At 59.5% G+C, this 23,969-nt stretch carries 28 protein-coding genes and 1 pseudogene; 18 read left to right on the top strand and 11 right to left on the bottom strand.

The genetic code is table 11. From position 1 onward, the window contains the following. Positions 1-677 precede the first annotated feature (677 nt). Together IC762_RS30250 and IC762_RS30255 are read right to left on the bottom strand one after the other, a co-directional pair. Entirely contained in the window at positions 678-1,409 is a 732-nt protein-coding gene (locus IC762_RS30250) for a transporter substrate-binding domain-containing protein (RefSeq protein WP_195785779.1), read from the bottom strand. Between the two features lie 37 nt (positions 1,410-1,446). Beyond that, complete coding sequence (locus IC762_RS30255; protein WP_195785780.1) at positions 1,447-2,637, bottom strand: pyridoxal phosphate-dependent aminotransferase; 1,191 nt, start codon at positions 2,635-2,637, stop codon at positions 1,447-1,449. A gap of 125 nt (positions 2,638-2,762) precedes the next feature. Between IC762_RS30255 and IC762_RS30260 the strand changes: the two genes are divergently transcribed. The 5 genes and pseudogenes from IC762_RS30260 to IC762_RS30285 all read left to right on the top strand — a co-directional run bounded on the left by IC762_RS30260 (position 2,763) and on the right by IC762_RS30285 (position 7,446). Beyond that, positions 2,763-4,196 (top strand): PLP-dependent aminotransferase family protein, encoded by a 1,434-nt coding sequence (locus tag IC762_RS30260; RefSeq protein WP_195785781.1) that lies wholly within the window; start codon positions 2,763-2,765, stop codon positions 4,194-4,196. A 710-nt stretch (positions 4,197-4,906) separates the two neighbouring features. After that, on the top strand, positions 4,907-5,242 hold the full coding sequence (locus IC762_RS30265) for a helix-turn-helix domain-containing protein (RefSeq protein ID WP_195785782.1): 336 nt from the start codon (positions 4,907-4,909) through the stop codon (positions 5,240-5,242). Next, a complete protein-coding gene (locus IC762_RS30270; RefSeq protein WP_195785783.1) occupies positions 5,235-6,482 on the top strand; it encodes a type II toxin-antitoxin system HipA family toxin in 1,248 nt (415 codons plus the stop codon). The genes IC762_RS30265 and IC762_RS30270 overlap by 8 nt, the downstream gene beginning before the upstream one ends. Before the next feature lie 231 nt (positions 6,483-6,713). Continuing rightward, a pseudogene (locus IC762_RS30280) lies at positions 6,714-7,123 on the top strand (sigma factor); the annotation flags it as partial. Then, on the top strand, positions 7,114-7,446 hold the full coding sequence (locus IC762_RS30285) for a Crp/Fnr family transcriptional regulator (RefSeq protein WP_195790356.1): 333 nt from the start codon (positions 7,114-7,116) through the stop codon (positions 7,444-7,446). The pseudogene IC762_RS30280 and the gene IC762_RS30285, both read left to right, overlap by 10 nt. Here the strand turns inward: IC762_RS30285 and IC762_RS30290 are convergent. The 5 genes from IC762_RS30290 to IC762_RS30310 all read right to left on the bottom strand — a co-directional run bounded on the left by IC762_RS30290 (position 7,415) and on the right by IC762_RS30310 (position 10,690). Beyond that, positions 7,415-7,642: a DUF6894 family protein gene (locus tag IC762_RS30290; RefSeq protein ID WP_195785784.1), complete on the bottom strand. Its 228-nt coding sequence runs from the start codon at positions 7,640-7,642 to the stop codon at positions 7,415-7,417. The two genes, IC762_RS30285 and IC762_RS30290, sit on opposite strands and share 32 nt — an antisense overlap. 488 nt (positions 7,643-8,130) lie before the next feature. Beyond that, positions 8,131-8,355, bottom strand: a complete 225-nt coding sequence (locus tag IC762_RS30295; RefSeq protein WP_195785785.1) for a DUF3606 domain-containing protein — start codon at positions 8,353-8,355, stop codon at positions 8,131-8,133. Positions 8,356-8,698: 343 nt separating this feature from the next. After that, entirely contained in the window at positions 8,699-9,007 is a 309-nt protein-coding gene (locus tag IC762_RS30300) for a hypothetical protein (protein ID WP_195785786.1), read from the bottom strand. Between the two features lie 693 nt (positions 9,008-9,700). After that, entirely contained in the window at positions 9,701-10,270 is a 570-nt protein-coding gene (locus tag IC762_RS30305; RefSeq protein ID WP_195785787.1) for a peptidase S14, read from the bottom strand. A gap of 57 nt (positions 10,271-10,327) precedes the next feature. Next, a complete protein-coding gene (locus IC762_RS30310) occupies positions 10,328-10,690 on the bottom strand; it encodes a hypothetical protein (RefSeq protein ID WP_195785788.1) in 363 nt (120 codons plus the stop codon). 239 nt (positions 10,691-10,929) lie between these two features. On the opposite strand from IC762_RS30310, the gene IC762_RS30315 reads away from it, so the two are divergent. From IC762_RS30315 to IC762_RS30325, 3 genes are read left to right on the top strand one after another with little or no spacing between them, the layout of a single operon-like run. Next, positions 10,930-11,343, top strand: a complete 414-nt coding sequence (locus IC762_RS30315) for a hypothetical protein (RefSeq protein ID WP_195785789.1) — start codon at positions 10,930-10,932, stop codon at positions 11,341-11,343. Between the two features lie 17 nt (positions 11,344-11,360). Continuing rightward, a complete protein-coding gene (locus IC762_RS30320; RefSeq protein ID WP_195785790.1) occupies positions 11,361-11,840 on the top strand; it encodes a hypothetical protein in 480 nt (159 codons plus the stop codon). A 7-nt stretch (positions 11,841-11,847) separates the two neighbouring features. After that, on the top strand, positions 11,848-12,510 hold the full coding sequence (locus IC762_RS30325) for an SOS response-associated peptidase (protein WP_195785791.1): 663 nt from the start codon (positions 11,848-11,850) through the stop codon (positions 12,508-12,510). 1,382 nt (positions 12,511-13,892) lie between these two features. Here the strand turns inward: IC762_RS30325 and IC762_RS30330 are convergent. After that, on the bottom strand, positions 13,893-14,108 hold the full coding sequence (locus IC762_RS30330) for a hypothetical protein (protein WP_246801323.1): 216 nt from the start codon (positions 14,106-14,108) through the stop codon (positions 13,893-13,895). A gap of 227 nt (positions 14,109-14,335) precedes the next feature. Then, entirely contained in the window at positions 14,336-14,491 is a 156-nt protein-coding gene (locus IC762_RS30335) for a hypothetical protein (RefSeq protein WP_195785792.1), read from the bottom strand. 120 nt (positions 14,492-14,611) lie between these two features. On the opposite strand from IC762_RS30335, the gene IC762_RS30340 reads away from it, so the two are divergent. The 8 genes from IC762_RS30340 to IC762_RS30375 all read left to right on the top strand — a co-directional run bounded on the left by IC762_RS30340 (position 14,612) and on the right by IC762_RS30375 (position 21,758). Next, positions 14,612-14,932: a hypothetical protein gene (locus IC762_RS30340; RefSeq protein WP_195785793.1), complete on the top strand. Its 321-nt coding sequence runs from the start codon at positions 14,612-14,614 to the stop codon at positions 14,930-14,932. A 19-nt stretch (positions 14,933-14,951) separates the two neighbouring features. Further along, complete coding sequence (ligD, locus tag IC762_RS30345; RefSeq protein ID WP_195785794.1) at positions 14,952-15,944, top strand: non-homologous end-joining DNA ligase; 993 nt, start codon at positions 14,952-14,954, stop codon at positions 15,942-15,944. Between the two features lie 876 nt (positions 15,945-16,820). Continuing rightward, positions 16,821-17,471: a hypothetical protein gene (locus IC762_RS30350; RefSeq protein ID WP_195785795.1), complete on the top strand. Its 651-nt coding sequence runs from the start codon at positions 16,821-16,823 to the stop codon at positions 17,469-17,471. 38 nt (positions 17,472-17,509) lie between these two features. Next, complete coding sequence (locus IC762_RS30355) at positions 17,510-18,046, top strand: hypothetical protein (RefSeq protein ID WP_195785796.1); 537 nt, start codon at positions 17,510-17,512, stop codon at positions 18,044-18,046. 440 nt (positions 18,047-18,486) lie between these two features. Next, the gene (locus IC762_RS30360) at positions 18,487-19,119 is read left to right on the top strand and encodes an SGNH/GDSL hydrolase family protein (RefSeq protein WP_195785797.1); all 633 of its coding nucleotides are present in this window, start codon (positions 18,487-18,489) and stop codon (positions 19,117-19,119) included. A 142-nt stretch (positions 19,120-19,261) separates the two neighbouring features. After that, entirely contained in the window at positions 19,262-21,019 is a 1,758-nt protein-coding gene (locus IC762_RS30365; protein WP_195785798.1) for a recombinase family protein, read from the top strand. A gap of 174 nt (positions 21,020-21,193) precedes the next feature. After that, the gene (locus tag IC762_RS30370; protein WP_195785799.1) at positions 21,194-21,409 is read left to right on the top strand and encodes a hypothetical protein; all 216 of its coding nucleotides are present in this window, start codon (positions 21,194-21,196) and stop codon (positions 21,407-21,409) included. 178 nt (positions 21,410-21,587) lie between these two features. Beyond that, positions 21,588-21,758, top strand: a complete 171-nt coding sequence (locus IC762_RS30375; RefSeq protein ID WP_195785800.1) for a hypothetical protein — start codon at positions 21,588-21,590, stop codon at positions 21,756-21,758. 47 nt (positions 21,759-21,805) lie between these two features. On the opposite strand, the gene IC762_RS30380 is transcribed toward IC762_RS30375, so the two are convergent. After that, positions 21,806-22,000, bottom strand: a complete 195-nt coding sequence (locus tag IC762_RS30380) for a hypothetical protein (protein WP_195785801.1) — start codon at positions 21,998-22,000, stop codon at positions 21,806-21,808. Between the two features lie 222 nt (positions 22,001-22,222). Further along, on the bottom strand, positions 22,223-22,528 hold the full coding sequence (locus tag IC762_RS35495; RefSeq protein ID WP_246801325.1) for a hypothetical protein: 306 nt from the start codon (positions 22,526-22,528) through the stop codon (positions 22,223-22,225). Positions 22,529-22,643: 115 nt separating this feature from the next. Here IC762_RS35495 and IC762_RS30390 point away from each other — a divergent pair, with 115 nt between their 5' ends. Both IC762_RS30390 and ligD (IC762_RS30395) read left to right on the top strand, forming a co-directional pair. After that, complete coding sequence (locus IC762_RS30390) at positions 22,644-23,024, top strand: hypothetical protein (RefSeq protein WP_195785802.1); 381 nt, start codon at positions 22,644-22,646, stop codon at positions 23,022-23,024. Then, entirely contained in the window at positions 23,021-23,968 is a 948-nt protein-coding gene (gene ligD / locus IC762_RS30395; protein ID WP_195785803.1) for a non-homologous end-joining DNA ligase, read from the top strand. Before IC762_RS30390 ends, ligD (IC762_RS30395) begins: the two co-directional genes overlap by 4 nt. The last annotated feature ends 1 nt before the right edge of the window (position 23,969 follow it).

Raw genomic sequence — 23,969 nt, forward strand, 5'->3', positions numbered from 1 at the left:
CGATCTGCCAATTCAGGCGGGCTTCCGCCTTCTACGTAACGTTTGCTCTGGATGATCCAAGCGAGGGTACCGCGCTCGAAAATGCGGATAACATTCTGGATTGGGTTCGCAGTATCGCATCCATGAACGGCGAAGCGCTGTGGTACGACGAATCGCGGCGTTTCCTTTTGGCAACGAGTTGCCGCTTCGCAGGGTCTTGTCCTCATGGGTTTGATGGAAGCAAGGCCGACCGGTTGCGACCGCCGCCAACTCCGTGCGGCAGAGGCTCCGACAACGCACAGTATGAAACAACGTTTCGCAACCGCGTTACCATCGACGATCGGGTTGAATGACTTCGGCATCGCCCTCGCCTTGTTCGACCTCCACCTATAAGCCGAGTCGCAACCGTGCCGCGCCGAGGTTATTTCTCTGCAAATTAGGAGACCGTTTACGACGCAGGAAACCGTCAACGAAGGGCGCAAAATTAGTGATCTCCCCGAATCGAATGTCTGAGCCGGCAAGACCGTTCGGTCAGCACTCTGCTCAGAGTCGGCCGCTTATGGACGAGCAATCCGAGTATTCGGCCAAGACGGAGATTCTGATACGAAATTGGTCGGCAGAATCGACATCCCTATTCGGTCGGCTCGATTGGTCCGCACAAATACAGCACGTCGAAGAGACCAGCCGGCTGTGAATGACTATGCTTCCGGGGCCATCTTCGCGATCACGCCATCGATCTCCGCCGGCGTAAATCCGTACTTCGCGACACGTGCCCGATGATCCGGGGTACCAAGATAGCGGCGGAGTTCCGCGTTGACTGCTTGGAGCAGACCGGGATTGCCTTTGCTGAACGAGAAGCCGCCGATCAGTTCGGCCGCTGACTTGCCGACATCGACATCCACCGAGTCCAGCGCGGGATTGGCGCTGGCCGCGGTACGGTTCCCGAGCGCGGTGCCGGCAAAGGCATCGATCCTTCCCACCAGCATCGCGGCAATCGCCTCGGGCTGATCCTTGAACAGCACGATCTGATCGTCCCGGACGCCTGCGGCCTTCGCGGAATCGACCTGCACCTGAGCCGCGATGAGCCCCAGGCGTACATCGCCGCGCGCTGCCACGGCCCCGTAGCTCGTCAACGCTTTCGGATTGCCCGACCGGACGAGGAATCCGTCACCGATTGTCCAGACCGGTACGCTGAAATCCACCTGCCGGCCTCGTTCCGCCGTGATGAAAATAGGCACATTCATGTCCCAGCGTGCTTCCTGCACACCAGGCAGGAACTCCGCAAACGAGGTCCGATGATATTCGATGTCGGATGCGCCGATCGCGCGCATCACCACCTTCGCCAGTTCGATATCGGCGCCGGTCGGACGTCCATCGTCCCCAGTCCAGTAGAATGGCGGCTCTTCGATATAGGCAATTCTGACTTTCATGGGCTTTGCTCGTTATTGGGTGTTGAATGATCAGGCGTCAGGCAGCGGGGGCGCCGAGCGCTGAAGAGAGTGCGGACAGCGCCGGCCCGAGACGGTCCGGCGGTAGATAGCCGAAGCCCAGCCGAAAGACCCGGTCGCTCTCGCCAAACCAGGTTCCGGAGGCGAGTTGCAGGTCATGGCGAGGCAACAGCCGCCAGAAGCGCGAAACCGCGGCATCGTCGAAGGCACCCGCGCGAAGACGCAGGCAGCACAATGCGCCGGCATCGGGCCGCACCCAATCGATGCGGTCGCGCTCGGCCTCGCACCAGTTTGCCAGTTCCGCCATGGCGCCGGCCAGCAGCTTACGTCTCGGCGCCAGCACTTGCTCCCGATTTCGCAGCAATGCTACCGCTAAGGCCTCGTCCAGCACCGAGCCCGAAATCACCGTGTTCATCTTGGCGACGGTCAATCGCGCACGGAGATCAGCGTCGGCGACCGTAAGCCAGCCCGTCCGCAGTCCTGGTGCGCCAAGCGCCTTCGAAATCGACGCGCCGGTGACGATACGCGGATCGAGACCGGCGAAGCTGTCGACCATCCGTGTGTCGCCATAGGTCGCCTCCCGGTAGGTCTCGTCGATGAATAGCAGCGATTGCGGTGACTGCTCCTCCATCAATGCCAGCAGCTTTTCGACAATCCCGCGAGGTGTCTGGATCCCGGTTGGGTTCTGCGGCGACGCGATGCTGACCAGCTTCGTCTTCGACGACAGATTCGCCTCCATCCGATCAAGATCGAGCCGATAGCCGTCTTCGAACGACAGAGCGACTTCGCGGACCATCGCGCCGGCGCCGACGAGGCTGGGCGGAAAACAGGGCGTCACAAGAACGGCTTCATCATCGGCCCGGCAGAGTTCGAGCGCGAGGAGGAAGATGCCGAGCGCGGTGCCCTGCGTCGTGATGATGTGCTCCGCCGAAGCACCGCAGGCGTCGGCGATGGTTTCGCGCAGATCGGGAGCACCGGCGGACTTCCCATAGCCGAGCCTCAACTCGCGGAGTGAATCGAGGCCGGCGAGGTCGAGGACCTCGCCAACGGTGAGATCCTGCGACGTGCTCTCCGCGAGGTTGTGCGGACGGTCCACGTCGAGCAGCGTGATGATCTCGTTGTAGGGAAAACGCCCGCGCCATACCGCGGGGGTTTCTTCCCCAAAGCCGGATTTTTGCGGATTGCTGGAGCCTTTGCGGAACGCGGTCATACGCGCATTGTACGGCCGAGGCTTTGACCATAACAGATACAGTCATCTGCATAATGTACCATAACAGTTTGTTGGAGAGCCGGACCCGCTGAGCTATGGTGCCTGAAACTCATTCGCGAGCTTCCATGGACGCGCCCACGTCATACAGATACGAGCAACTGGCCGACCTCATCACCGCCATGATCCAGAATGGCACGCTCGCACCGGGTGTCCGTGTGCCCTCGGTTCGGGCGCTGAGCCAGCAACACGGCGTCAGCATCTCAACGGCTTTGCTGACATATCGGACGCTTGAGGATCGCGGCGTTCTGGTCGCTCGGCCGCAGTCGGGATTCTACGTCGCTTCGGCGCGGCGCGGCCCTTTCGCGCTGCCGTCGACCTCGCGCCGCCGTGCGAAGGCATCAACTGTCTCGATCAGCGGCGCGGTCGCGGCGTTGCTTGAGCATTCATCGAACCGCGCGTTCATGCCGTTCGGCTGCGCCGTGCCCGATGGAGAATTGCTGGAATCGAAGCGGCTCGATCTGATGCTCGCGCGAGAGGCGCGCCAGCGCGGCACACGATACAATGTCTACGGTCCACCGCAGGGGGAAGTTAGCCTCCGTAGCCAGATCGCGAAACGAGCAATGCGCGTCGGGCATATGCTGTCGCCCGACGACATCGTGATCACGAGCGGCTGCACCGAGGCGCTGACGCTTGCTCTCTCGGCGGTGGCCAAGCCGGGAGACACGATCGCCGTGGAATCTCCTACCTATATGGGTCTGCTCCACACGCTCGAAGTGCTCGGACTGAAGGCGCTGGAACTGCCAGTCGATCCTATCCACGGGATCGACATCGAGGCGATCGCGCAATTGCTCGACACAGAACGGGTCGCCGCCTTCGCGCTATCCTCATGCTTCAACAATCCGCTCGGCTCAATGATGGCCGAAGCGGACAAGCGGGCGCTCCTTGCCGTGCTTGCGCGGCATGATGTCCCGCTCATCGAGGACGATGTCTATGGCGACCTGCATTTCGGGCGCGAGCGGCCGAAGCCGTTCATCGCGCTCGATGGCGGCGCCAACACGATCTGTTGCAGTTCCTTCTCGAAAAGCCTGGCCCCCGGCTACCGGGTCGGCTGGGTCGCGGCCGGCGCCCGGACGCGGCGCGTAGTCGAACGCAAGCTTGCCTTCAGCCTCTGTGGCGCCATCCTGCCCCAGGTCGCACTCGCGGAGTTCCTGGCCAGCGGCGCCTATGACGGCCATCTGAGGAGCGTCCGTCGGCTCTTTCAGCAGAACCTCGTCCACATGTCGCGCGCGATCGAGGCGAGCTTCCCGCCGGAGACGAAGATGAGCCGCCCGACTGGCGGCTTCGTGCTCTGGCTCGAATTGCCGAAGCGCCTTGACTCACGCGCGCTCTTCGATGCGGCGCTTGAGGAAGGCATCTGCTTCGCGCCCGGCGACGTCTTCTCGGCCAGCCGGCGCTTTCGTAATTGCTTGCGCCTCAGCGCCGGGCACGGCTGGAACGATCAGATAGAAGATGGAGTGCGCCGCTTGGGTCTACTCTCGCGGGACCTTCTGGCGCGCTGATCGGCGCTTTGTCAGCTTGCGCTGACATTGGCTGTGATGAGATTTTTCTTGATCTCCCGGTGTGACACTCCGCGCACACACTGCCTTCCAACCAGTTGAGAAACCTAAGCTCTCGGCCCAATGCATCATGGGCCAGTTTTGGCTATCACGGCCAAGCACGACGCTGCCAAGCAAATTTGGGCCCCTTTGCGCAGAAACCTGCCGGTGCTCGAGGCTAAGCTTCGGCTCGCAGCCCTTCTGCACGATCTAACGCGCCGCGAGCTCCATTAGTGAAGATCCAATGGATTTGGGACCTCTGGCCAAATAAGCCAAGCTCACTACTTTGCTCAGAAGTCTGAACGCGAAGGCGAGATCCGCCAAGACAAATCAGATTGGTTTGGCGTCAGTGCGAAAACATCTCCAGTCCGTCTGCCGTGAATCAGGAATTGTTCGCGAACAGACTACGCGACCTGGACGCCTTGTCTGCTATCGTTCAAACGAGCTTCGATAATTGCAACTGTAGATCAACGCTTGCCTTAGCAGTCCTCTCTACTCGTGATATTGGCGCACCGAATTGAAAGCCACCGTCGCCGCGGTTGCCGATATCCTAGTTTCCCGGGCCCCTTACGTGGCGACGGTAAAATTAAAGCTCCACGGCATACCTTTAAGGTCTGGAAAACTGTAAGCTACGTGCTACATATTCGGTCAATCTGTAGCGCGAAGGTGTCAAAATGCCTACCCCACACACCCCTCCTGTTGCCGTGCGGCGCGCCTTGCGCAAGCTCGGCGCGGACATCCACGATGCCCGTCGGCGCCGACGGCTGCCGATGGCGGTCGTGGCCGAGCGCGCCTTCACGTCCCGGTCGACATTGCAAAGGGTTGAAGCCGGAGACACTAGTGTCAGCATCGGCATTTACGCCGGCGTCCTGCAGGCGCTCGGCCTGCTCGACGGCTTGAGCCGGGTTGCCGACATCAGCAACGATAGCGTCGGCCAGGCGCTCGCCAGCGCTGAACTCCCCAAGCGTGTCCACCTCAAGCGATCAACCGGATCATCCAACAATGGCTGACTTCGAGGTTCATATCGATCTGAAAGGCCGCACGCGCACGCTAGGACTGGCGAGGTGCAATCGGGTCCGGGGCACAGAGACTATCCTCTTTGAATACGATAGTGCATGGCTTGAGGATCCAGACCGTTTCTCACTGGAGCCAGCACTTGCATTGACGCGCGGCTCCTTCGTTCCGCTTGCCGGACTGGCGACCTTCGGCTCCATCGGTGACTCGGCGCCAGATACCTGGGGTCGTCGCCTCATGCAGCGCGCCGAGCGCCGTCTTGCCGAACGCGAAGGTTGTGCCGTTCGCACTCTCGTGGAGAGCGATTATTTGCTCGGCGTCGCCGACGAGACCCGGCTTGGTGCGCTCCGTTTCCGCCGGGTTGGCGACGAAGTTTTCCAGGCACCGATCCGCGCCGGCGTTCCTGCCCTGATCGAACTTGGTCGGCTGCTCCAGATCACCGAGCGGGTTCTCCGGGACGAGGAAACCGATGAAGACCTGCAACTTATCTTTGCCCCCGGCTCTTCCCTCGGCGGTGCGCGTCCGAAGGCGTCCGTCATCGACCAACATGGTCACCTCTCCATCGCGAAATTCCCGAAAGAGAACGACGACTACAGCATGGAGACCTGGGAAGAGATCGCGTTACGGCTGGCCAGCAAGGCAGGTATCGCCACCCCCCGGCACGAGTTGATCGACATCGCCGGCAAGGCGGTCATGCTGTCGCGACGCTTCGATCGCGACGGCGCGATCCGCGTCCCGTTCCTTTCGGCGATGGCGATGATGGGGGCGAAGGACGGGGAGCGCGGCAGCTATCCGGAGATCGTCGATGCCCTTGCTCAACACGGCGCTCAGGGGAAGACGGATGCCCATGCTCTCTACCGGCGCGTGGTCTTCAACGTCCTGATCTCCAATGTCGACGACCATCTCCGAAATCACGGCTTTCTGTGGCTCGGAAAAGCGGGCTGGTCTCTCTCCCCGGCATACGACCTCAACCCCGTTCCAACTGATCTCAAAGCGCGAGTGCTGACGACGAACATCGATCTCGATGAAGGCACCTGCTCGCTCGACCTGCTCGAGGCAGCGTCGGAATACTTCGGGCTAACGCTGGCGCAGGCTCGCGGGATCGTCAAGGAGGTCGCGGCCGTGACCGCAACCTGGCGCGATACGGCCAAGGCTGTCGGCGCCCGCTCGGCCGAGATCAACCGTATGGCCAGCGCGTTCGAACATGACGATCTCAAGCGAGCACTGGCGTTGTGACGAGAACCTTCCTTCACAGCTTTGACCCTGCCAGCGCCAGCCCCGTCACCGGCGCCACTGTCGATCTGGAAGTTTCAGAGATTGAGGGCGCAGGAATTCGGGAAGTTCTGCAGCCGCCGGGCGCGCGGCCTACGGTGCCTGGTCGATCCTCGATGCATTACTCGCACCAACCGGCACTGGAACGCCATTCATCTTCAAAGAGCCGCTCGGACAAAGTCGCCTTCTCAGGTGATTGCGCTGAAATATCGACGCTACGGATTGCCGATCTCCGACCTCATTTCGGAAGCCAATGTCGGATTGATGTTGGCGGTCAGACGGTTCGATCCCGAGAAGGGATTTCGCCTGTCGACCTATGCCGCCTGGTGGATCAAGGCATCCGTGCAGGAATTCGTTTTGCGATCATGGTCACTGGTCAGCTCGGCGCGACCGCCGCGCAGAAGAAGCTGTTCTTCAACCTTCGAAAATTGAAGAAACGCCTCGGTGCACCGGACAACAGCGAGCTATCGCCGGACCAGGTGAAGCAGATCTCCGAACACCTTCAAGTCAAGACAGCCGACGTCGTTGAAATGAACGGTCGGATACGCGGCGACATGACGCTGAATGTGCAGCTCAGCGACGAAGAAGGCGAACAATGGCAAGATCGGCCAACGGCCGCTTCCGTCTTCCCTTCACCCAACAAGACCTCGCGGATGCCTGCGGCCTCTCAAAGGTTCATATCAATCGCACAATACAGGAGCTCAGGAAATCGGGGCTGCTCGAATGGCGCGAACACACCGTGTCTGTGCTTCGGCGCGAAGAGCTCGAGACCGTCTCCGAATTCAGCACTGAGTATCTTCATGGGCTTGAAGTGCCGAGCGGGCAAGGCGCCACAACCAACGATCTGAAGTTGAACGGGCGGCCCAAGCTTGCTGACATGGCCAATAACGGGATTATCACACGGGTTCCGCGGCGATCACCAGCCTGAAGATCGGATTATTGAATTCGTCTGCGACTTCCAACTGCCAATCGTGACCGGGTCTCAGTTTGCCGTCGAGATCCTGCAACATTGCGCCGGCCATGATGGTGGCCTCCTTCCAGGCCGCGTGACGATCCGGCAGTTCTTCGCCGTCGTGGTCGGGCTTATATTCGTCGTGCCGGATGTGGAAATAGTATCGAGGCATTGTGGACGCTCACTCAAACGCATTGATATCGAGGTCCCAGCTCGGGAGGCATCCGGGACCTCGATCGCGAAAGCCGCTCCTTTGCGAGCGGCTTTGTTGAACTTCAGATCGAACTTCCCGTTCCTAGCGGCTCGGCGGACCTAGGCGACGACTCCGCAGGCCTCAGCGATGGCGAGGATCGTCCTGCCTGAGCAGGTTCTTCACCCGTCTCCGCTCTTCCGGGATGGTTGGTAGAGACACGCCGAGACTGCGGGCGCGTTGGACAACGGACTGCAGCGGTCGCTTTAACGCGACTGCGACGCGGTTGGCGCTCGTTCCTGCCGCGACCATAGTCTTCAGACGTTCGATCTCGTCGGGCGTCCACCTTCGATAACGCATCGGTCTCCCCACTGCTTATCCAAGACGCGCAGGCAACAGGCCGCTGACCAGCCTGCGGCGAGGGCTTGGCATGGGCCGCAAGACAGCATTCGCGCTACCGTGGCCCGACATCACTTGGCAGGCCGCCTTCCCAAAGACTTCTTTATCGCTGATCCGAGGCGGCGCTCAACGCGCTTGCGGCTATTGCCGACCTTCCTGACGGCCTTCTTCACCGACCCGGCCGACTTGCCGGTCTTCTTCGCCTCGTAGCGCACCTCGTAGTCCTCGCCACCGGCGACACGCGCCCGATCTTGCTTGCGACCGCGCGCCGTCTGCTTCTTTGCCTTCTTTGCCATTGACTGGATCCCTAACATCTAACGCTAAGAAAAAGTGCTTGCCCACCCGGAGGTTCCAGGATTCCTGGATCCTTCACTTTTGCCTAAATTGGAATCGCGTGTTTGTTGCGTGGAGTTGCTGATGCGTCGGACCGGCTGGATTCCCTCGATCGTTCCATGAAGCCGGCGCTCGGCCGGTTCGGCTGAGGTCTGTTTCGATCCGGCAAGCACCCAAAAAATAAGTCCCAGCGCCCCGGGGAAGGCAGCGCTGGGACTGATAGCGGAAGCGCTTTGGGGGCAATGGGGCCGCGCATCCGCCGATTGCACAATTTTCCCGCCCCGGTTTCGTTCCTCCCGAAGTGGCCTATTTTGATTTCGCGAGTGGCCTTCTCTCTCTGCCAAAAAGGACAGCCAGGAGCTGAAGGCCGACGGCGATCGGCCATACAATACCGACGAGCCCATTCTGCCATCCTCGAAAGCCCTCGTACTCGGAGAGGGTATGCTCTTTGCGTTGCTTGCCGCAGTAGGTCTCGATCCCAACACCACATTTGCGAAGCGGTGCATCAGGATCCATCCATGCCCCGTAGGCCAGCGCCGCTACCACCGCCACGCAGACCGCGATCATAAGCTTCCGCCAGCCGGGACGAAGTCCTGTTGGTTTGATGATGCTCATCCTGTGAATATGGCCGCGAACACTGCCGTTTCCATCCCAGAAAGTCCGCAACGGATCAAAGGCCGCCGATCATGTTCGCATTCGTGACTTCTGCTTTGGATGGAAGACGGCATTTGTGCGCACATTCCCTCTGACACACTGACCCCACCCAGCCGTATATGCCTGGCTAGAGATCCGCTGCTCCCGCTGCAAGAGGCCGCGCTCGGTCGACCTCGACGCCCTGCCCCCATGTCGCGACAACCCATTTGCACGACCTTGCTGGCCGGTTGCGTTGCGAAAAGTGCCGCAAGGTCCGCCCGAAATGGTACACTCTTTTTGCCTACGAGCGCGGTTACTTCAACGGTTGCCGGACCATCGCCATAGCTGCCCGCAAAACCGCAAGAAACCTCACTGCCGCCGGAGAGAAAGTTCACGCCGATTGCATCTGTACGTTGGCCGGTCGTTAATTCGCGGCGCCACTTTCCGTTCTTGAACGTGTAGGAGGCTGAGTAGTAGAAGTCACCACTGAGGATTCGGCCGTCGAGAAGAACTACAACGCCGCTAGCATGCGTTCGCCCCCTCGTCCATCGCGATCCGGGTCGAATATAAGACATCCTTGACGTCTGACATCCGCGCGCCCTCTACCGCGTTCGAAAATAGCGCCGTCTAACGATTGAGGTGATGGCTACCATCGTCGCAGCCGCCTGCGGCGAGCTACAGAACCGTCTCGATCAGCCCCAACGACTTCGCTTCTTGGGCCTCCAGATACCAGTTCGAGGGCGCCTTCTGTAAGACCTCATCCATTGTAACGCTTGCCCCCATGATGAGATTTTGAAAGCCCTCGTTCTGCATGGCGATTGAGCATTCGATTTCGTTAAGCGTCGCCCGCACAACCGCGATGCATGTCGTCAAAGGGCCATCGATAACCAAGTTTTTTGAGAGCTTTCGTTCGTGGATCATCAGCCGCGTCCCACGCGTGAGATAGCGGTTTGGTCGGGCGAAGAAGCTCATGAACGTTACGCCCGCTGAGTAGATCACGGCCTTGCCAAGGAATACGAACCGCCTTTGCGGCTCCATCTCGCTAGCGAACCTGACGTCCTCTCCCATCATCCGCGCGACCTCGGGGTCGCCGCCCAACGTCGACAGTTCGATAACGACAAGGTCTTTATCCGCCGCGCTGTCGAATTGCGTTCGAAACGCGGTGTACATGTTGTAGTCGACGACACCCGAGAGGCTGATCGCCGGTGTCTTGAAGGCGGTTGTCGGTAACGTTTGGAGTTCCATCGGGGCAATCCTTTGGCAGGGCGGTCCTCCAACATGCAGATGCCATGCCGAAGGGGATCAGCCCTCCCGGCCACCCTCCACACGCACACGGTCACTTCGGGTGACTAAGCGCCAGATCCCGGCAATCGTTGAGAGCCCGATCCGGAGGATGAGGACGAGCAGGGTAATTTGCAGCCAAATCAGGCCGCCGATCTCCCGGAAGACGAATTCGATGCGAGGTCCCCAAGGGGGCGGAATGGCGTCGCCGACGGCCTCAATACCGCGCTGGATAGAGCGCTGCGCGCCGGTCAGCAGCTCGGGCTTCTCGTAGAAGGCGACGACGATCAGAACCCAAGCCAAGATCACGGTAATGGTGCGAAACGAGTGCACCCTCAGGTGATAGCTTAATCCGGGTCGATCGTTACCGCGAGCGCTGGCCATTCGACGTCCTTAGACACGGGCCTGCGTGCCTCGTTGACAGTCCGAAGCGGAACGTTTGGAGGCAGAAGACAGTTCCTTCGCTCTCATTGGGTGCGGTTGCGCCCCCTGGTATGTTTTTGCACGTGAGACCGCGCGTCATCCAATCATCCACACCCACGAGCCACGGTAGCTTAACGACGCCGAAATCCCCCATATCTCGATGATTTGCCAGCCAGCAAGCGACCGGCTTTTATAGCCGAATGGGAAGCAAATCGCGTGAACGCATCTACGGAGGAGCCGTTCGGGCAACCGCCGAACGCGCGGCGGAAGCGCGCAAAGCCGCCGATCGTCTGGCGTGCGAGGCGTGGACCGCCCGCATGCTCGCGTTTCAAGGGCCGGCGCAGCCGTCCCCTGCTCTAGGCGATGCGATCAACGCCGGTTACCGCTGTCTTGAAGTGAAATGCTCAGGTTGCGACACTCATCAGACGGTAGCGCTCGACATCGTGCGGCGGCCGAAGTCAACGCCGATCCATGAGTTAGAGCGCTACATGCGTTGCAGGCTATGTTCCGAACAGCGCGGATATCCGTTCAGGCGCAGCCATCTGATCGCGTTGCGAACGACGAAGATTTCAGCAAACGATCCGCGGTCAACGTGGTGGCCGGGTGAACGATGAAGCATCGAATATACGCGTTGGCGACTCTTGCGAACCTAGGACTTTCCCTTCTCGCCAACATTTATCCTCGCGCCGCCGATGCGGCCGAGAACTCTGCTAGGACGGCAGAATGCAAGGAGATCACCGCTCGCATCATCGAGCAGACCGGCACTCACTTCGATCACTTTTCACCTTCTGGCGGGAGCGTCTTCTTCAAGAACCCGGACATAGTACTGATCTGCGATCCAGGCTTCGTCACTTACGTGTCGCTCAATTGGGATGCGAGCGGGTTTCCTCCGCACGATTGGTTTACTTTGCTTGCGGCTGCCGGCAATGCCGTAACTGGGGCGGACCAAAAGCAGATTGAAGCAGCTGCTCACCGTTGCCACCGGACCGCGTTGAAGGGTAAGAGCGAACTCGTTGATACTGATCTAAAAGATGCGAAGGTGGAATGCCAAGCGTTCGTGAGGGATGGTCGTGGGGTCATTATCGATGTAGCCAAGCCGGACAAAAAGTAGCGTCCCGATGTGCAACCTTTACAGCATCACCACGAACCAAGCCGCAATCGCCGTCCTCTTCCGCGTCGTCAATCGTTACGTCGGCAATCTGCCGCCGATGCCGGGCGTCTTTCCGGATTATCCGGCGCCGGTTGTCCGCAACACTGACGCAGGCACCGAACTCGTGTTGATGCGCTGGGGAATGCCGCCGCCGCCTCGAACAAGCGGGCCGCCGGTAACGAACATTCGGAATACATCGTCGCCGCATTGGCGAGGCTGGCTAAAGCCTGAGAACCGTTGCCTCGTACCGATCAACAGCTTCGCCGAATACGCCCCTGAGCCGAACCCGGCGACAAAGAAGAAGGACGTCGTTTGGTTCGCGTTGAACGACGACCGGCCGCTAACGACCTTCGCCGGTATCTGGACCGTTTTCAAGGGTGACCGCGGCACGAAGTCGAAACCGATCGCCGGCCCTCACGACGTCTACGGCTTCCTGACGACGGCGCCAAACGCCGTCGTCGCGCCGATCCATCCAAAGGCGATGCCGGTCATTCTGACAACCAATGAAGAGCACGACGTCTGGATGCGCGCGCCGTGGGATGAAGCGAAGGCGTTGCAACGACCGCTGGCAGATCGTGCCCTCAAGATCGTGATGAGAGGGCCGGACAAGGAAGACCGCGGCGCGGGATGAAAGGCATCACATTGCGATCCCGCGTCGCATCCTGCCGATCGAGCCTTTAGGAACGGTCCCGATCTGCACCGGTTGCTGTCCTGTGTAAAAACAGGAGGATACCCATGAGAGTAGCATCAGCGGCATTGGCCGCGGCGTTCATATTCGGCTCGATTGCAGGAGCGTCAGCACAAGGCGGCGGCGGTGGAGGCGCAGGCGGTGGGGGTGCTGGCGGTGCAGGTGGCGGCGGCGGCAATTCGCCCGCAGCGGCTACCGGGCAAGGTGCGTCAAGCAGCCCAAGCTCAGCCAACCCGAGCGCGACGATGAACGATCCGAAGTCGAAGGAAGGCGCCGGCGCGATGTCCAAGGATCACATGAAGAAGTAGTTCGCAGGGAGAACAACGTCGCTGTAATTGCCGGCATCATGTGCCGATCGTTTCTGCAAACGATCGGCACATGTCGTTCGACGGACTTCCTTACTCGCCGAGCGGCTTCGCCTCAAACGTTACAGCCGCCCCTAGTTCCTCGTTGGTGCCGGAACGACTGCGACCTCCATCAGATGTTCGTCGCGGATGCGACCGGAACGGCCGGTCGCGTCCGCTAGTCTTTGAGCCATGCGAAGGGCGTCGTCCTCGTCTTCGAGATCAACCACAATGACCGTGCGGCGCCCAGATGCCCTTGGAACGCCGCTATTCATTGCGGCGCCCTCAATCCGGGCCTCGCAGCCAATCGCTTATCTGCGAGGCCGTTTTCGTCTTGACGAGCCCTGCGCAGCAACTTTTCACGCTCGGCACCAGGCGGAAGCCGGCGGGCCTCAGCCCGCAATCGCATGGCTTCGCGCGCTAAACGTTCTTCAAGACTTTGGATTTGTTTGAAACGACGGCGCATGCGCTATCCTTTCCTGCTGAGAGGAAGGCGGGAGCGCAAATCGGCGTTCTCATCACCGATGAGGGCCAAGGGCGGTGCGGTGACGAGATATAACTAGTATACCGAGCGGCAGGTTTCTAAGACGTACATTAACCTTTTGGATGGGCCGTCCGGCGCTGGCTAGATCCATGGCAGTCGAAATTGATTAGGAACTTTGGGACATTCGGTTGGGACATTCGGTCATGCGCGGCCGTAAACTCAGGTGGTATCGAGGGCCGGCTGGCGCGAACCGCCGATTATGGTTGGCCTCCGCTCAGCGACCAATTAGGTCGCTCGAATGGAGCACCGCGGCGACGCCTGGCTCTTCGATGCCTGATCAACATCATCCGACCGTTGGCATTCGCATGGCATCCCAGCCCCGCACTGACATCCAGAAGGGTCATCGGTCCACGCTAGGCGCGGATGGTTCTCGCACACCCAGGCCGTGGCAGATCGGACAATTTGGGTTGATCATAATCTACCGACGCGCAGTTTTCTTAGCTTTCTTTTTCGCAGCCTTCTTCTCGATGTGCACGCCCTTGAATTTTTTGGCGGCCTGCTTGGCCTTGCGCGGACGCTTTAGCGCCATGAACTCGCCAGACGACTTGCTGCGCTTGGTCCAGGCGGACGCTCCCCCGAGTTTCGTTTTTTTTGTGATCGCTTTTCACTGCGCCTTTTCGCGCATTATCGCCTATCGGCTTATTGACCGCCATCCTTGCTCTCCTATCCTGAGACGGCTGCGCCGGTTGCGGTGTCCCGGCTCGGCGCCGTAACCCGGACCTCGTGGCCCTGACAAAGCGCCAGCGACGCAGCGGTCACCGCGGCCTCAAATGCCGCTTCGATCGTTTCATAGACATTGTCGGCTTTTCCATCGTGACTTACTCGCCACTCGCCGTCGCTGCCAATGATCTCATAAGATGCTAATCCCATCTGGCATCACCTAATGCGTATTGGTCCTGTGCCATTTTTCAAGGTCGATATCGGCCTCGTTGCGCTGCTCCTTCTCCGGATTGCCCTTCCAGGGCTCGTCCGTTTGCCGATGGATGGCCTTATCGACCTGTTGCCGAGGATCGTCTTTTGGGGTTTCCTTGCTCATGCGTCACGCTCCCGTGTAGGGAAGAAAAGCGTCGACCGCGCAGGATGTTCCTCGACCAGCGCGGAACGATTTCGCCCACGTCGGCTTGAATCCCGGTTATGTGTTGCGTGGAGTTGCGTTATGCGTTGGACGCCATCGATCGTCCCGAGCGACGTTGATCAGACGGTCTATCTAGTTGCGGATGACTTCGGCCCGATTGGACGGGCTTGGCGCGAGGCCGATCTTGAGACGGCCGACCTCGAAACCGTCATTCAGGATCTGATAGCCGGCGAGTATGCAAACCCGATCAGGGTTTCCGCCTTCAACACGTCGGAGCGTTGGTCGGAAGACGTCTCCGAAGACATCGCATTCAGCGCCGTTGTGACCTTCAGCTCACCGACGTTCCTTCTCATTTGCAGGCCTTTATCGATCGGCACGTTGGCCGCGGTCGCCGCCAGCTGAGCTTACGATTGGTCAAGCGATGCCTCTCCAGCGCAAGAAGCCGCTCGCGATCGGCAACAAGGCGCTGTTCTCCGGCTTCATTGCTCCGGCATTGGCTTCGCCGATCGAGAAAGTGCCGGGTGGGGCGCGTTGGCTGCACGAAATCAAGTTCGACGGATATCGCGTCCAGGTTCATCTCGCCAACGAGACCGTTTCCGTTTTCACGCGGCGCGGCAACGACTGGACCAAGCGCTTCAAAAAGATCGCCGACGATGCCTGGCAGATCTCGGCGGCATCCGCGATCATCGACGGTGAAATCGTTGTGCCCGGCCCTGACGGTACGACCGACTTTTCTATCCTGCAAAACGAATTGAAAGGCACGTCAAAGCGCATTGTGCTCGTCGCGTTCGACCTGCTTTATCTCAACGGCCGCGACGTTCGTAAGCTGCCGCTTTTCGACCGCAAGGCTGCGTTGAAGAAGATGGTCGACGGCACAAATATTCAGTTCAGCGAGAGCTTCGAAGCAGACGGACCGGACACGTTCGCGCATGCGTGCAAAATTGGCTTGGAAGGCGTTGTGTCAAAGGTGCGCGACAGCGCCTATCCAGCTGGGCGCAGCCGGGACTGGGTCAAGAAGACCTGTGCGCAACGAGAGACGTTAGCCATCGCGGGCTTCGCACTGAAAGACGGCAAGTGGGACGGCATCTATGTGGGCCGGCGCAAAGGCGCCGACTTGATCTATGCGGGCAAGGTCGACCATGGATTTGAGAAGGCTTCCGCCGCGCATCTTCAAACACTGCTGAAGCCGTTGATCCGGAGAACGCAGCCCTACACAGAGCGCATCGCCCATAAGGCGATTTGGGTCGAACCAGAAGTGTTGGCCGAAATCGAGTACCGCGCGAAATCTGGTGATGGTAAAGTCCGCCCCCCGTTTTTCCGTGGCGTGCGAGACGACCTAAGATGGCGCCGCGAACCGTTCGTCGGCGTTAAAAAGGGACGGCGCCGACCATCAATCAAAAGCGAACTGGAATGAACGGAATATCCGTTGTGTCATCTCGCCTTCGATCCCTTTGGCATGATCGTGCCAATCCGCGGTCTTCTTTGTTTCGCACGGCGGCGGATCACCCCTTTTCACCGCGTCGGCATCAGCCGCTATCGCCCGATGAACGGCGTCGTGCATCATCTGTAAGGCTTTATCGCTGAAATTCGAATAATTGATCGACCCGTCTCCTTCCAACAATCGTGTCCGGAGCTAACGACAGCTTCCCAGCGCCGGCCGGCCGATCGGTCAACGACTACTACGGCATTTAAGCGTCGGCGACGACCGCCGATTATCGTCAGCTCGATCATTGGGCCATGCCGGCCACCGCCCGGCGTGGCCGTGATCTGTATTTAAGCCCAGAATGTCAGTTCCGATTTGCGTATACTTTGCATGTCCCAGCTGTGGAATGGTTTATGTCGCGACCCAAGATCGCGGCATTGCGCCACTCCGTCGCACTGGCCTTTTCAAATGCGAAGGCTGCGGGAAGACGGTCCATCACTGGGCTGGGCTTTATGATTTCTCTGATTGGATGGCTGTAAACTTGAGAGCCGATTGAAGTTCGTTGGTTTCCCCTTAACTGCTGTCCAAATGCCGTCGCGATCGCCATCCGGACGCGACCCGGGCTGCTTGACCACCTGCCCGCTGCGAGGATGCAGGTCGGTCCGCGAGAACCACCAGGATTGCGCTTAGACCGGACCGCACCTGAGCGGTACCGGTGCGCTCCGCCCGCGCTGCAACCGTATCTGGGCGAACTGCCCTACGCGGCACGACCGAGAAATATTGTGTTCCCGACCAAAGGCTTGGGTCGGAATCGATTGCTCAACAGCTCGATTCTTCTGTAAGTTGTCAGTCGGGGGACCTACAAGGATGATTGACGTTCGTCGTTCGACGGCGTCAGAGAAGCCGTCGAACGGCTCCTGCGCCGAACAATCGTTTCTACCTAACCTGCCCGGCCGTCTGGCCGACAGCATCAGGCGCCACTATTGGAGCTGGCTGTTCGCGGCGGCGCCGATTTATTTCATCGTCGCGAGCTGGTTGTCTGTCGCCTGCCAACCGACGTTTATCGAGCCTGGCGCTTCTGGCGAGCGGCACGTTTTGATGCGGCCCTTCATCCCGTTTCAGTCTTCCAAATTCGCGATGACCAGCATCGATCCTTGGTTCGGCGATCTGGCCGACGATGGCAGTCAGACGGATTCCTTATCGCCGATCATGATCTACGAAGACGACAAGCCGCTCGGACCCGCACATTCGACGCCGCACCAACAGATATCCACGCTAGGCCGCGGCCGCTTCTCACATTGGAAGGGCAACTTCTCTGTGTTCGTGTTCTCGTCCAGCGACAACACCGACCCCCGCACAAACGGTCGCACTTATTGGGCGGTCAGACCAGCTATCCCGAAAGGCTCCGGAATTGCGCCCGACGTGCCGGGCGAAAAACACCTCCTCAAGCGCCCGTTCAGACCTTTCGGGACGTCGCCCTTCGCGGTCAGCACCAGAGATAAATGGTTTGCCGTGTAGCCGACGTCGCCGGACAGTTCGACTCCAGCTCGCCGATCATGATCTACGAGGATGGCAAGCCGCTGGGGCCAGCGCACTCAACGCCGCACGACACGATCGCGACGCTGGGCCATGGTCGTTTCTCGCATTGGATGGGCAACTATCCCGTGTTCGTGTTCTCATCGAGCGACAACACTAATCCGGAGACGAACGGCCGCGACTACTGGGCCGTGCTGCCCCCGCCGCCGCACGGATCTGGCATCCCTCCCGACGTGAAGGGTGAGAAGCACCTCCTAGTCCGCCCCTTCGCCCGCTATCCGGGCTCGACCTTCGGCGCGATCGCCAAGGACAAATGGTTTGCCGACGTCGCAGACATTCCTGGCAAGCTCGACACTAGATCTCCGATCGTGATTTACGAGAACGGCAAACCTCTCGGGCCGGCCCATTCAACGCCGCATGACACCATCGCTACGCTGGGCCACGGCCGATTCTCGCACTGGAAAGCGCCCGGCTCATCGATCGTCGTTTTCTCCTCGAGCGACAATACCGACCCCGAATCCAACGGCCGGGACTACTGGGCCATCAAGCCGGAGTAGGTCATGTTGAGATTGTTCGAGAGGATCGCTCAGCGGCCCCGCGCCATGCGCAGTGCACCGCGCGACGGCAGGCGTATCGAAGGCTTATTCGCAAACGAGGTCTGGCAGGAAGTTTACTGGGATCCATTCGCGCGAGAGGGCGCATCGGCCATCCGTTGAAGTTCACGGTAATCGAGGAGCCGCAGGCGTGGCGACCGATCCGCCGTTCCGTCATGGTCTCTCGATGAAGCGGAATCGGATTACTTCGCGCGTCGCGGACGGGAAGCGGCGTCGACTAGGATCTAGTGCTACAGCGACCTAGCTATACTCCCTAATGCAAGGCAACAATTATCATCTCATCGACCCGCATTTGCAGTCAGCACCTCAGCGACGGAGTGGCGCAGGCAATCAAACTCGCCAGCCGTTGCCCTCATTCCGCAGAACATAGTAACTGAATCGCCATGCGCCGAGCGTTCCCCTGGATTTTGACCGCCATCTTTTTCGTCGCCTTTGTCGCTTCCTACTCGGAACTCCAGAGAGTACGAAAGCGGTTCGGCGAGGTTACCCAGCATAGTTTTCACGACCATGCTGAGGTCCGGGAGTTTATGATCCGGGCCGCCCTCGCAGACGCACCAAATCCGATCGTCGTACTCGGTGACAGCATCACCGAAATGGCTCCCCTTCCTCGGCAGCTTTGTGGCCATCCAGTCGTCAACGCCGGCGTTGGCGGCCAAACCATTCAGGAGGCCAGGCGGCTTACCCAGCGTTTAGTTAATGCTCATGGAGCGTATTTGATCGCGCTCACCATCGGCGCCAATGATGTCGGCTCGCGGACTGTGCAGCGCGATTTTGCCGATCTCATCGAAACCGCCCGACCGCTTTCGGCGCGCCCGCTGGTTGCTGTCGCTGTGGCGCCCGATACTCAGACAAACCGAAAAATAGGCGAGGCAGCGACTGCAGCGGGGCTCCAATTCGTCGTCCCTCAGTTGCCCTTGGGATCGAAAATGCCGGACGGCATTCACTTTACCGCAGAGGCCTACAAAGTTTGGATTCCGGCAATTGAAGCAGCAATCTCTAAGCAATGTGCGACATGATCGCAGATATTAGGCCCGTGTGGGTGACATCTACCAACGCGGCGAGGAACCATGTAGTACGGTTGGCGTTCCCAACCTGCAGCGGTTGCATAGTTGCATGGACAGGTCTTCGACGGTGCCTGGGCCACGATCATCATCTTCGGTGAAGGTCAGCGAGCGTGCCACCGTGCCGCACGAGCGAAAAACTACAGAGACCACCACCGCGAAACCCGATCAGAAATCGCCCGCGATGCCTCGTGCCGCACAGTACGTGCGCATGTCGACCGATCCTCAAGAATACTCTATCGACCTTCAAGTGGCCGTCATCGCTGTCTATGCAGCGCGCCGAGGCATAGAGATCGTCCGCACCTATTCTGATCCAGGACGCAGTGGTCTCACCATTGCCCGTCGTATAGGCTTGCAACAACTCATCGATGACGTTGAGAGTGGGAAGCCAGACTTTGATTGTGTTCTCGTCTCCGACGTGAGCCGTTGGGGTCGCTTTCAAGACGCCGACGAAAGCGCCTACTATGAGTTCATCTGCAAAAGAGCAGGAATATCGGTTCACTATTGTTCCGAAGAGTTCGAGAACGATGGCAGCTTGTCATCAGTTATCCTCAAGAACTTGAAGCGCGCTGGAGCCGCCGGCTTCAGCAAAGACCTGTCGCGGAACGTATTTTTGGGCCAGTCCAATATCGTCAAACGAGGATACTGGCGAGGCGGAGCAGCACCCTACGGACTGCGTCGGATGCTTGTCGACGCCAACGGTAAGCGCAAGGGACTGCTACAGCGTGGCCAACACAAGAACTTGAAATCGGAACGCATCATTCTCGTCCAAGGGCCTTCCTCAGAGGTCAGGATCGTCCGCCGCATATTTTCGTCGTTCGTAATGCAAAAGAAGAACAGGACTCAAATTGCGAACGAGTTGAACGCCGAAGGCACGTTGAGTCCGGGAGGGAAACAATGGACGGCGCTGACTCTCAGTAACCTCCTCGCGAACGAAATTTATTTAGGTCATATCATTTTCAATCGTCATTCAATGAAGCTCGCTGGGCGCCGCACCGACAACCCGCCTGAAATGTGGATACGCCACGACAATGCTTTCAAAGGGATCATAAATCCGCGTCTCTTCGCCCGGGCGCGACAGCGACTCGCGCAAGTTGCGAACAACAAGAAAGAAACTGATCAGCAATTACTGGATGCACTAGCGGCTCTCCTAAGACGAAAGGGACGATTGTCAGTCCACATCATCCAAGCAGCCAAGGGCGTGCGTCATCCCACCGTTTACACCAACAGATTTGGGTCTCTGATGAGAGCCTACGAACTTGTCGGCTTCAGACCCCAAGCTCGGTATCGCTTCTTGGAGGTTGCGGTCGAAATTGATCGCACGATCTGCTCTGTCGTCGATGACATCATCATCGATCTCAGGGGCCACGGCGTGAACGCCTCGTTTTTGCACGAGCTGTACCTTCTTACAATTTCTGGCGGACTGACTGTATCTGTAGCGGTCGCGCGCGCCGTCTCGGACGGCGGCACCAAGTCGCGCCGGTGGGAGATCCGGAGGCTTAAGTACCAAAAGGCTGAACTAACGCTCTTGATTCGAATGGACAGTGGCAACAGCCGCATTAGCGACTATTTTCTTCTTCCAACCGTTGCCCTCCCGTTGACGAAAGACAGAAAGAAGCTGCGCGTGTCGGATCGTCTCTTCGCTCGAATGCGGCTCGATAGCCTTGAAGCCGTCATGGGAGCACTCTATGGCCGGCTGCGTGTGTCGCGAGAAGAGCGCCGCATGACTCGCGTTCTTCCCCTGCCCGATCAACGTCGCTCGTTGGCGAAATTGGGCCAACCGATGCCGACGCGATCGAAACGCCGCGTTGTGAAATGCGACCACCGGCCGGCACCGATCGAAAAGCGCAGATAGGACTACACAACTCTCATAGTTCAATTCCCAAGGCCGCCTCGGGCGACTACGCCAAATGGTGACTGAAAATATCACTTGCGCCGTCGGGCAACTCAGTGGTTCAATGCTGACATCCCGAAATTCAACAATCAAACTGCCCGGCGTTCACTCGCGCGGGCGGCCGGAGCTGTGCGCATGTTGGAAAAATTCAAGGAAAATAGCCTGGTCGAGGTCGTAAAACGCAATGGAGACTTTCGGAAGCATTACGGAATATTTGTTGGTGCACTGCTGTATCTTAGGTCGGTGGGTGCCGCATCCAGTCAGTCACTTTTCTGGAACGCAGCAGTTGCCGTCATCACCGCTGTTGTAGCCGCTGCCCTACAGAAATATGGATGGCGCTTAGGGCTTTGACAGAGCAGCACACAATCTTCGCACCCCCCGAGCATGTCCGCCGGATCCGAGATCAGCCCCTTCGCAGACTGATGCGCGGACCCGGGTCGAGAAGACTGCGCCTCTTCTTCAAATAGGAACATTCGCACCGCGCGGCGCTTGATCGTAGTCGCGAGATTGGCTGCAAAGGAGATCGCGCATGTCAAGAAACAAAGCCGGCCAAGGGATCGTCACAGACGATAAGGGTCAGGAGCAGCCAAGCGACAAGGATCGCGCCCAGACCGCCGGCAAAGGCGAGCTAGATCGCGTGCCCAAGGAGTCTGATAAAGACGATGAAATGCAGCCGACCCGCGAAAAGAGCGGCTTCTGATCCTCGGGCTTTTCTCGAGCGTATCACCGAAGACCAGTTCGGACTGATCACTTCGGCCGCCGGGTGCGGGAAGGCTTGGGGCCTCTCAGAAACTTAATCGCCTCGACGGCGATGGCGTTTTCATCGCCCGATTTTCCTTCGACAAATTTGAGAACCCGCTGCCGGACGGCATCCTCTTCTTCCGGACTAAGCGTCATCATCATTCCAAAAGTACGAACGACGCGCTCAACGACCATTTCCATCCAATCCTCCTGAAAAATCCCCCAACGCCGCGCAGGAACTTCGTTCCTCGACACGGTTATGGCCGCAAACGGGGAACGACCATGGACCTGACCAGATGCCAGCACTGCGGCAAGCCGCTGAGGGCGGTCATGTCGCTCGACCAGCGCACCGACCTGCGATGCATATCCTGTGACGGCTTGGAGCCGAAGGCTGAGACCCGGGCGTGGGTAGAAAGTCCCAGGCTATTTCCGGGACAGCCCCTTGAACGAGCTGGCGCGAAGTAAGCCCTCAGACGTGATGTCGCGGTGTTCGACTTCGGCATAGAACTGTGGTTCGACCCAGGTGGCCTTCGGCATCCGCGTCGGCTTTGTCAGCTTGGACTTCGGGCTGACCACCGTATCAAGCCTGCGCGCGCTTCGGAAACGGACCACAGGGATGTCGCCAGCGATCGACCGCGTCCTGCCCGCGCGCCGGCGTTGCCATGCAGCGGCTTCTGCCTTGAAGCTCAGGGATCGGCCTTTTTCGCTTCGATCCTCGGTCACGCGCATCCCGTCCCTTTTGATTTGTCCGCTCCCAAAACCGGCCGGCCTGCTCAATGTTCCCGCGTCCGGAACACGCACCCGCCGGCGCGGTTAGTCTGCAAGGGAGGCTCGGAGACTTCGCATGAGCTTAAGACGCTCGATCGAAAGGCTGGCGCCATATCCATCGCTCTTCCTGCTGGCGGTCCCGACCGCGACCGTCGAGCCTCTGAAGCTCGCCGCCGTGGCGTTAGCGGGCAAAGGACACTGGACGACCGGCGCGGCAATGATCGCGGTCTGCTACGCGTTCAGTCTTCTGCTCGTGGAAAAGCTTTTCATCATCGTGAAGCCGAAGGTCTTGCAAATTCCCTGGTTCGCAAGGCTTTGGAACGGCTTCGTTTCGATCCGGACAGCCGCATGGACGAGGCTGAAGCGCTGCGTCGGCCTCCGGCTCGCGCCTTCTGCTCGGCTTAGCCGCGCTCCCGACCGCCGTAAACTCCCCAATCACCCGCCGATCCGGAGATGAGCCGCAAGTCTTCATTGCCGAAGCGTCTCCAGCCCATGCTGGCCACGCTCACGGGCGCGCCCTTCGACGATCCGGACTGGATCTTCGAGGACAAATACGACGGCTTTCGAATGATTGCGGAAGTCCGCTGCGGCAAGGTCGCGCTTTACAGCCGCAACGGCAAGATCATCAGCCGGTCCTACGTCGAGGTCGCCAAGGCGCTGGAAGGCGTGAAAGGCGACGCGGTGGTCGACGGAGAGCTCGTCGCCATCGGCAAGGACGGCGCGTCTCACTTCCAGTTGCTTCAGAACGCGCTGCGTCACGAAGCCAAGCTTCTGTACTGCGCGTTCGACCTGATGTTCGCCGATGGCGACGACCTGCGGAAACTTCCGTTGTTCGAGCGCAAGCGGAGGCTCAAGGCCATCCTGCCGCGCCACAAACTCATCGCCTTCAGCGAACATCGCAAAGCCAGCGGAAGGAAGTTCTTCGCAGAAGCTGAGCGCAAGCACCTCGAAGGCATCATGGCCAAGCGCGTCGACAGCCCTTACGCCTCCGGCAGCCGAACCGGCGACTGGCTGAAGGTGAAGACCGCGCAGCGGCAGGAGGTCGTGATCGCGGGTTTCACCGCGCCTCGCCGTTCGCGACCGTTCTTTGGCTCGCTCGTTCTCGCCGTGCGGGAAAATGGCGCTTGGAGGTATATCGGGCATGTCGGCACAGGCTTCAGCCACCAGATGCTCAAAGAGCTACACGGCAAGCTCATGAAGCTGAAGGCGGTGAGGTCGCCCTTCCCCGCCAAGGTGAAGGACGAGGCCGTCACCACCTGGGTACGACCGACCCTGGTCGCAGAAGTGAAGTTCGCGGAGTGGACGAGCAAAGGTGAACTGCGCCAGCCAGTCTATCTGGGCCTTCGGAGCGACAAGAAGGCGAAGGACGTCGTCCGCGAACGCCAAAAGTCGCGAACATGAC

The organism is Bradyrhizobium genosp. L, assembly GCF_015624485.1.
In the GTDB taxonomy this organism is placed as follows: domain Bacteria; phylum Pseudomonadota; class Alphaproteobacteria; order Rhizobiales; family Xanthobacteraceae; genus Bradyrhizobium.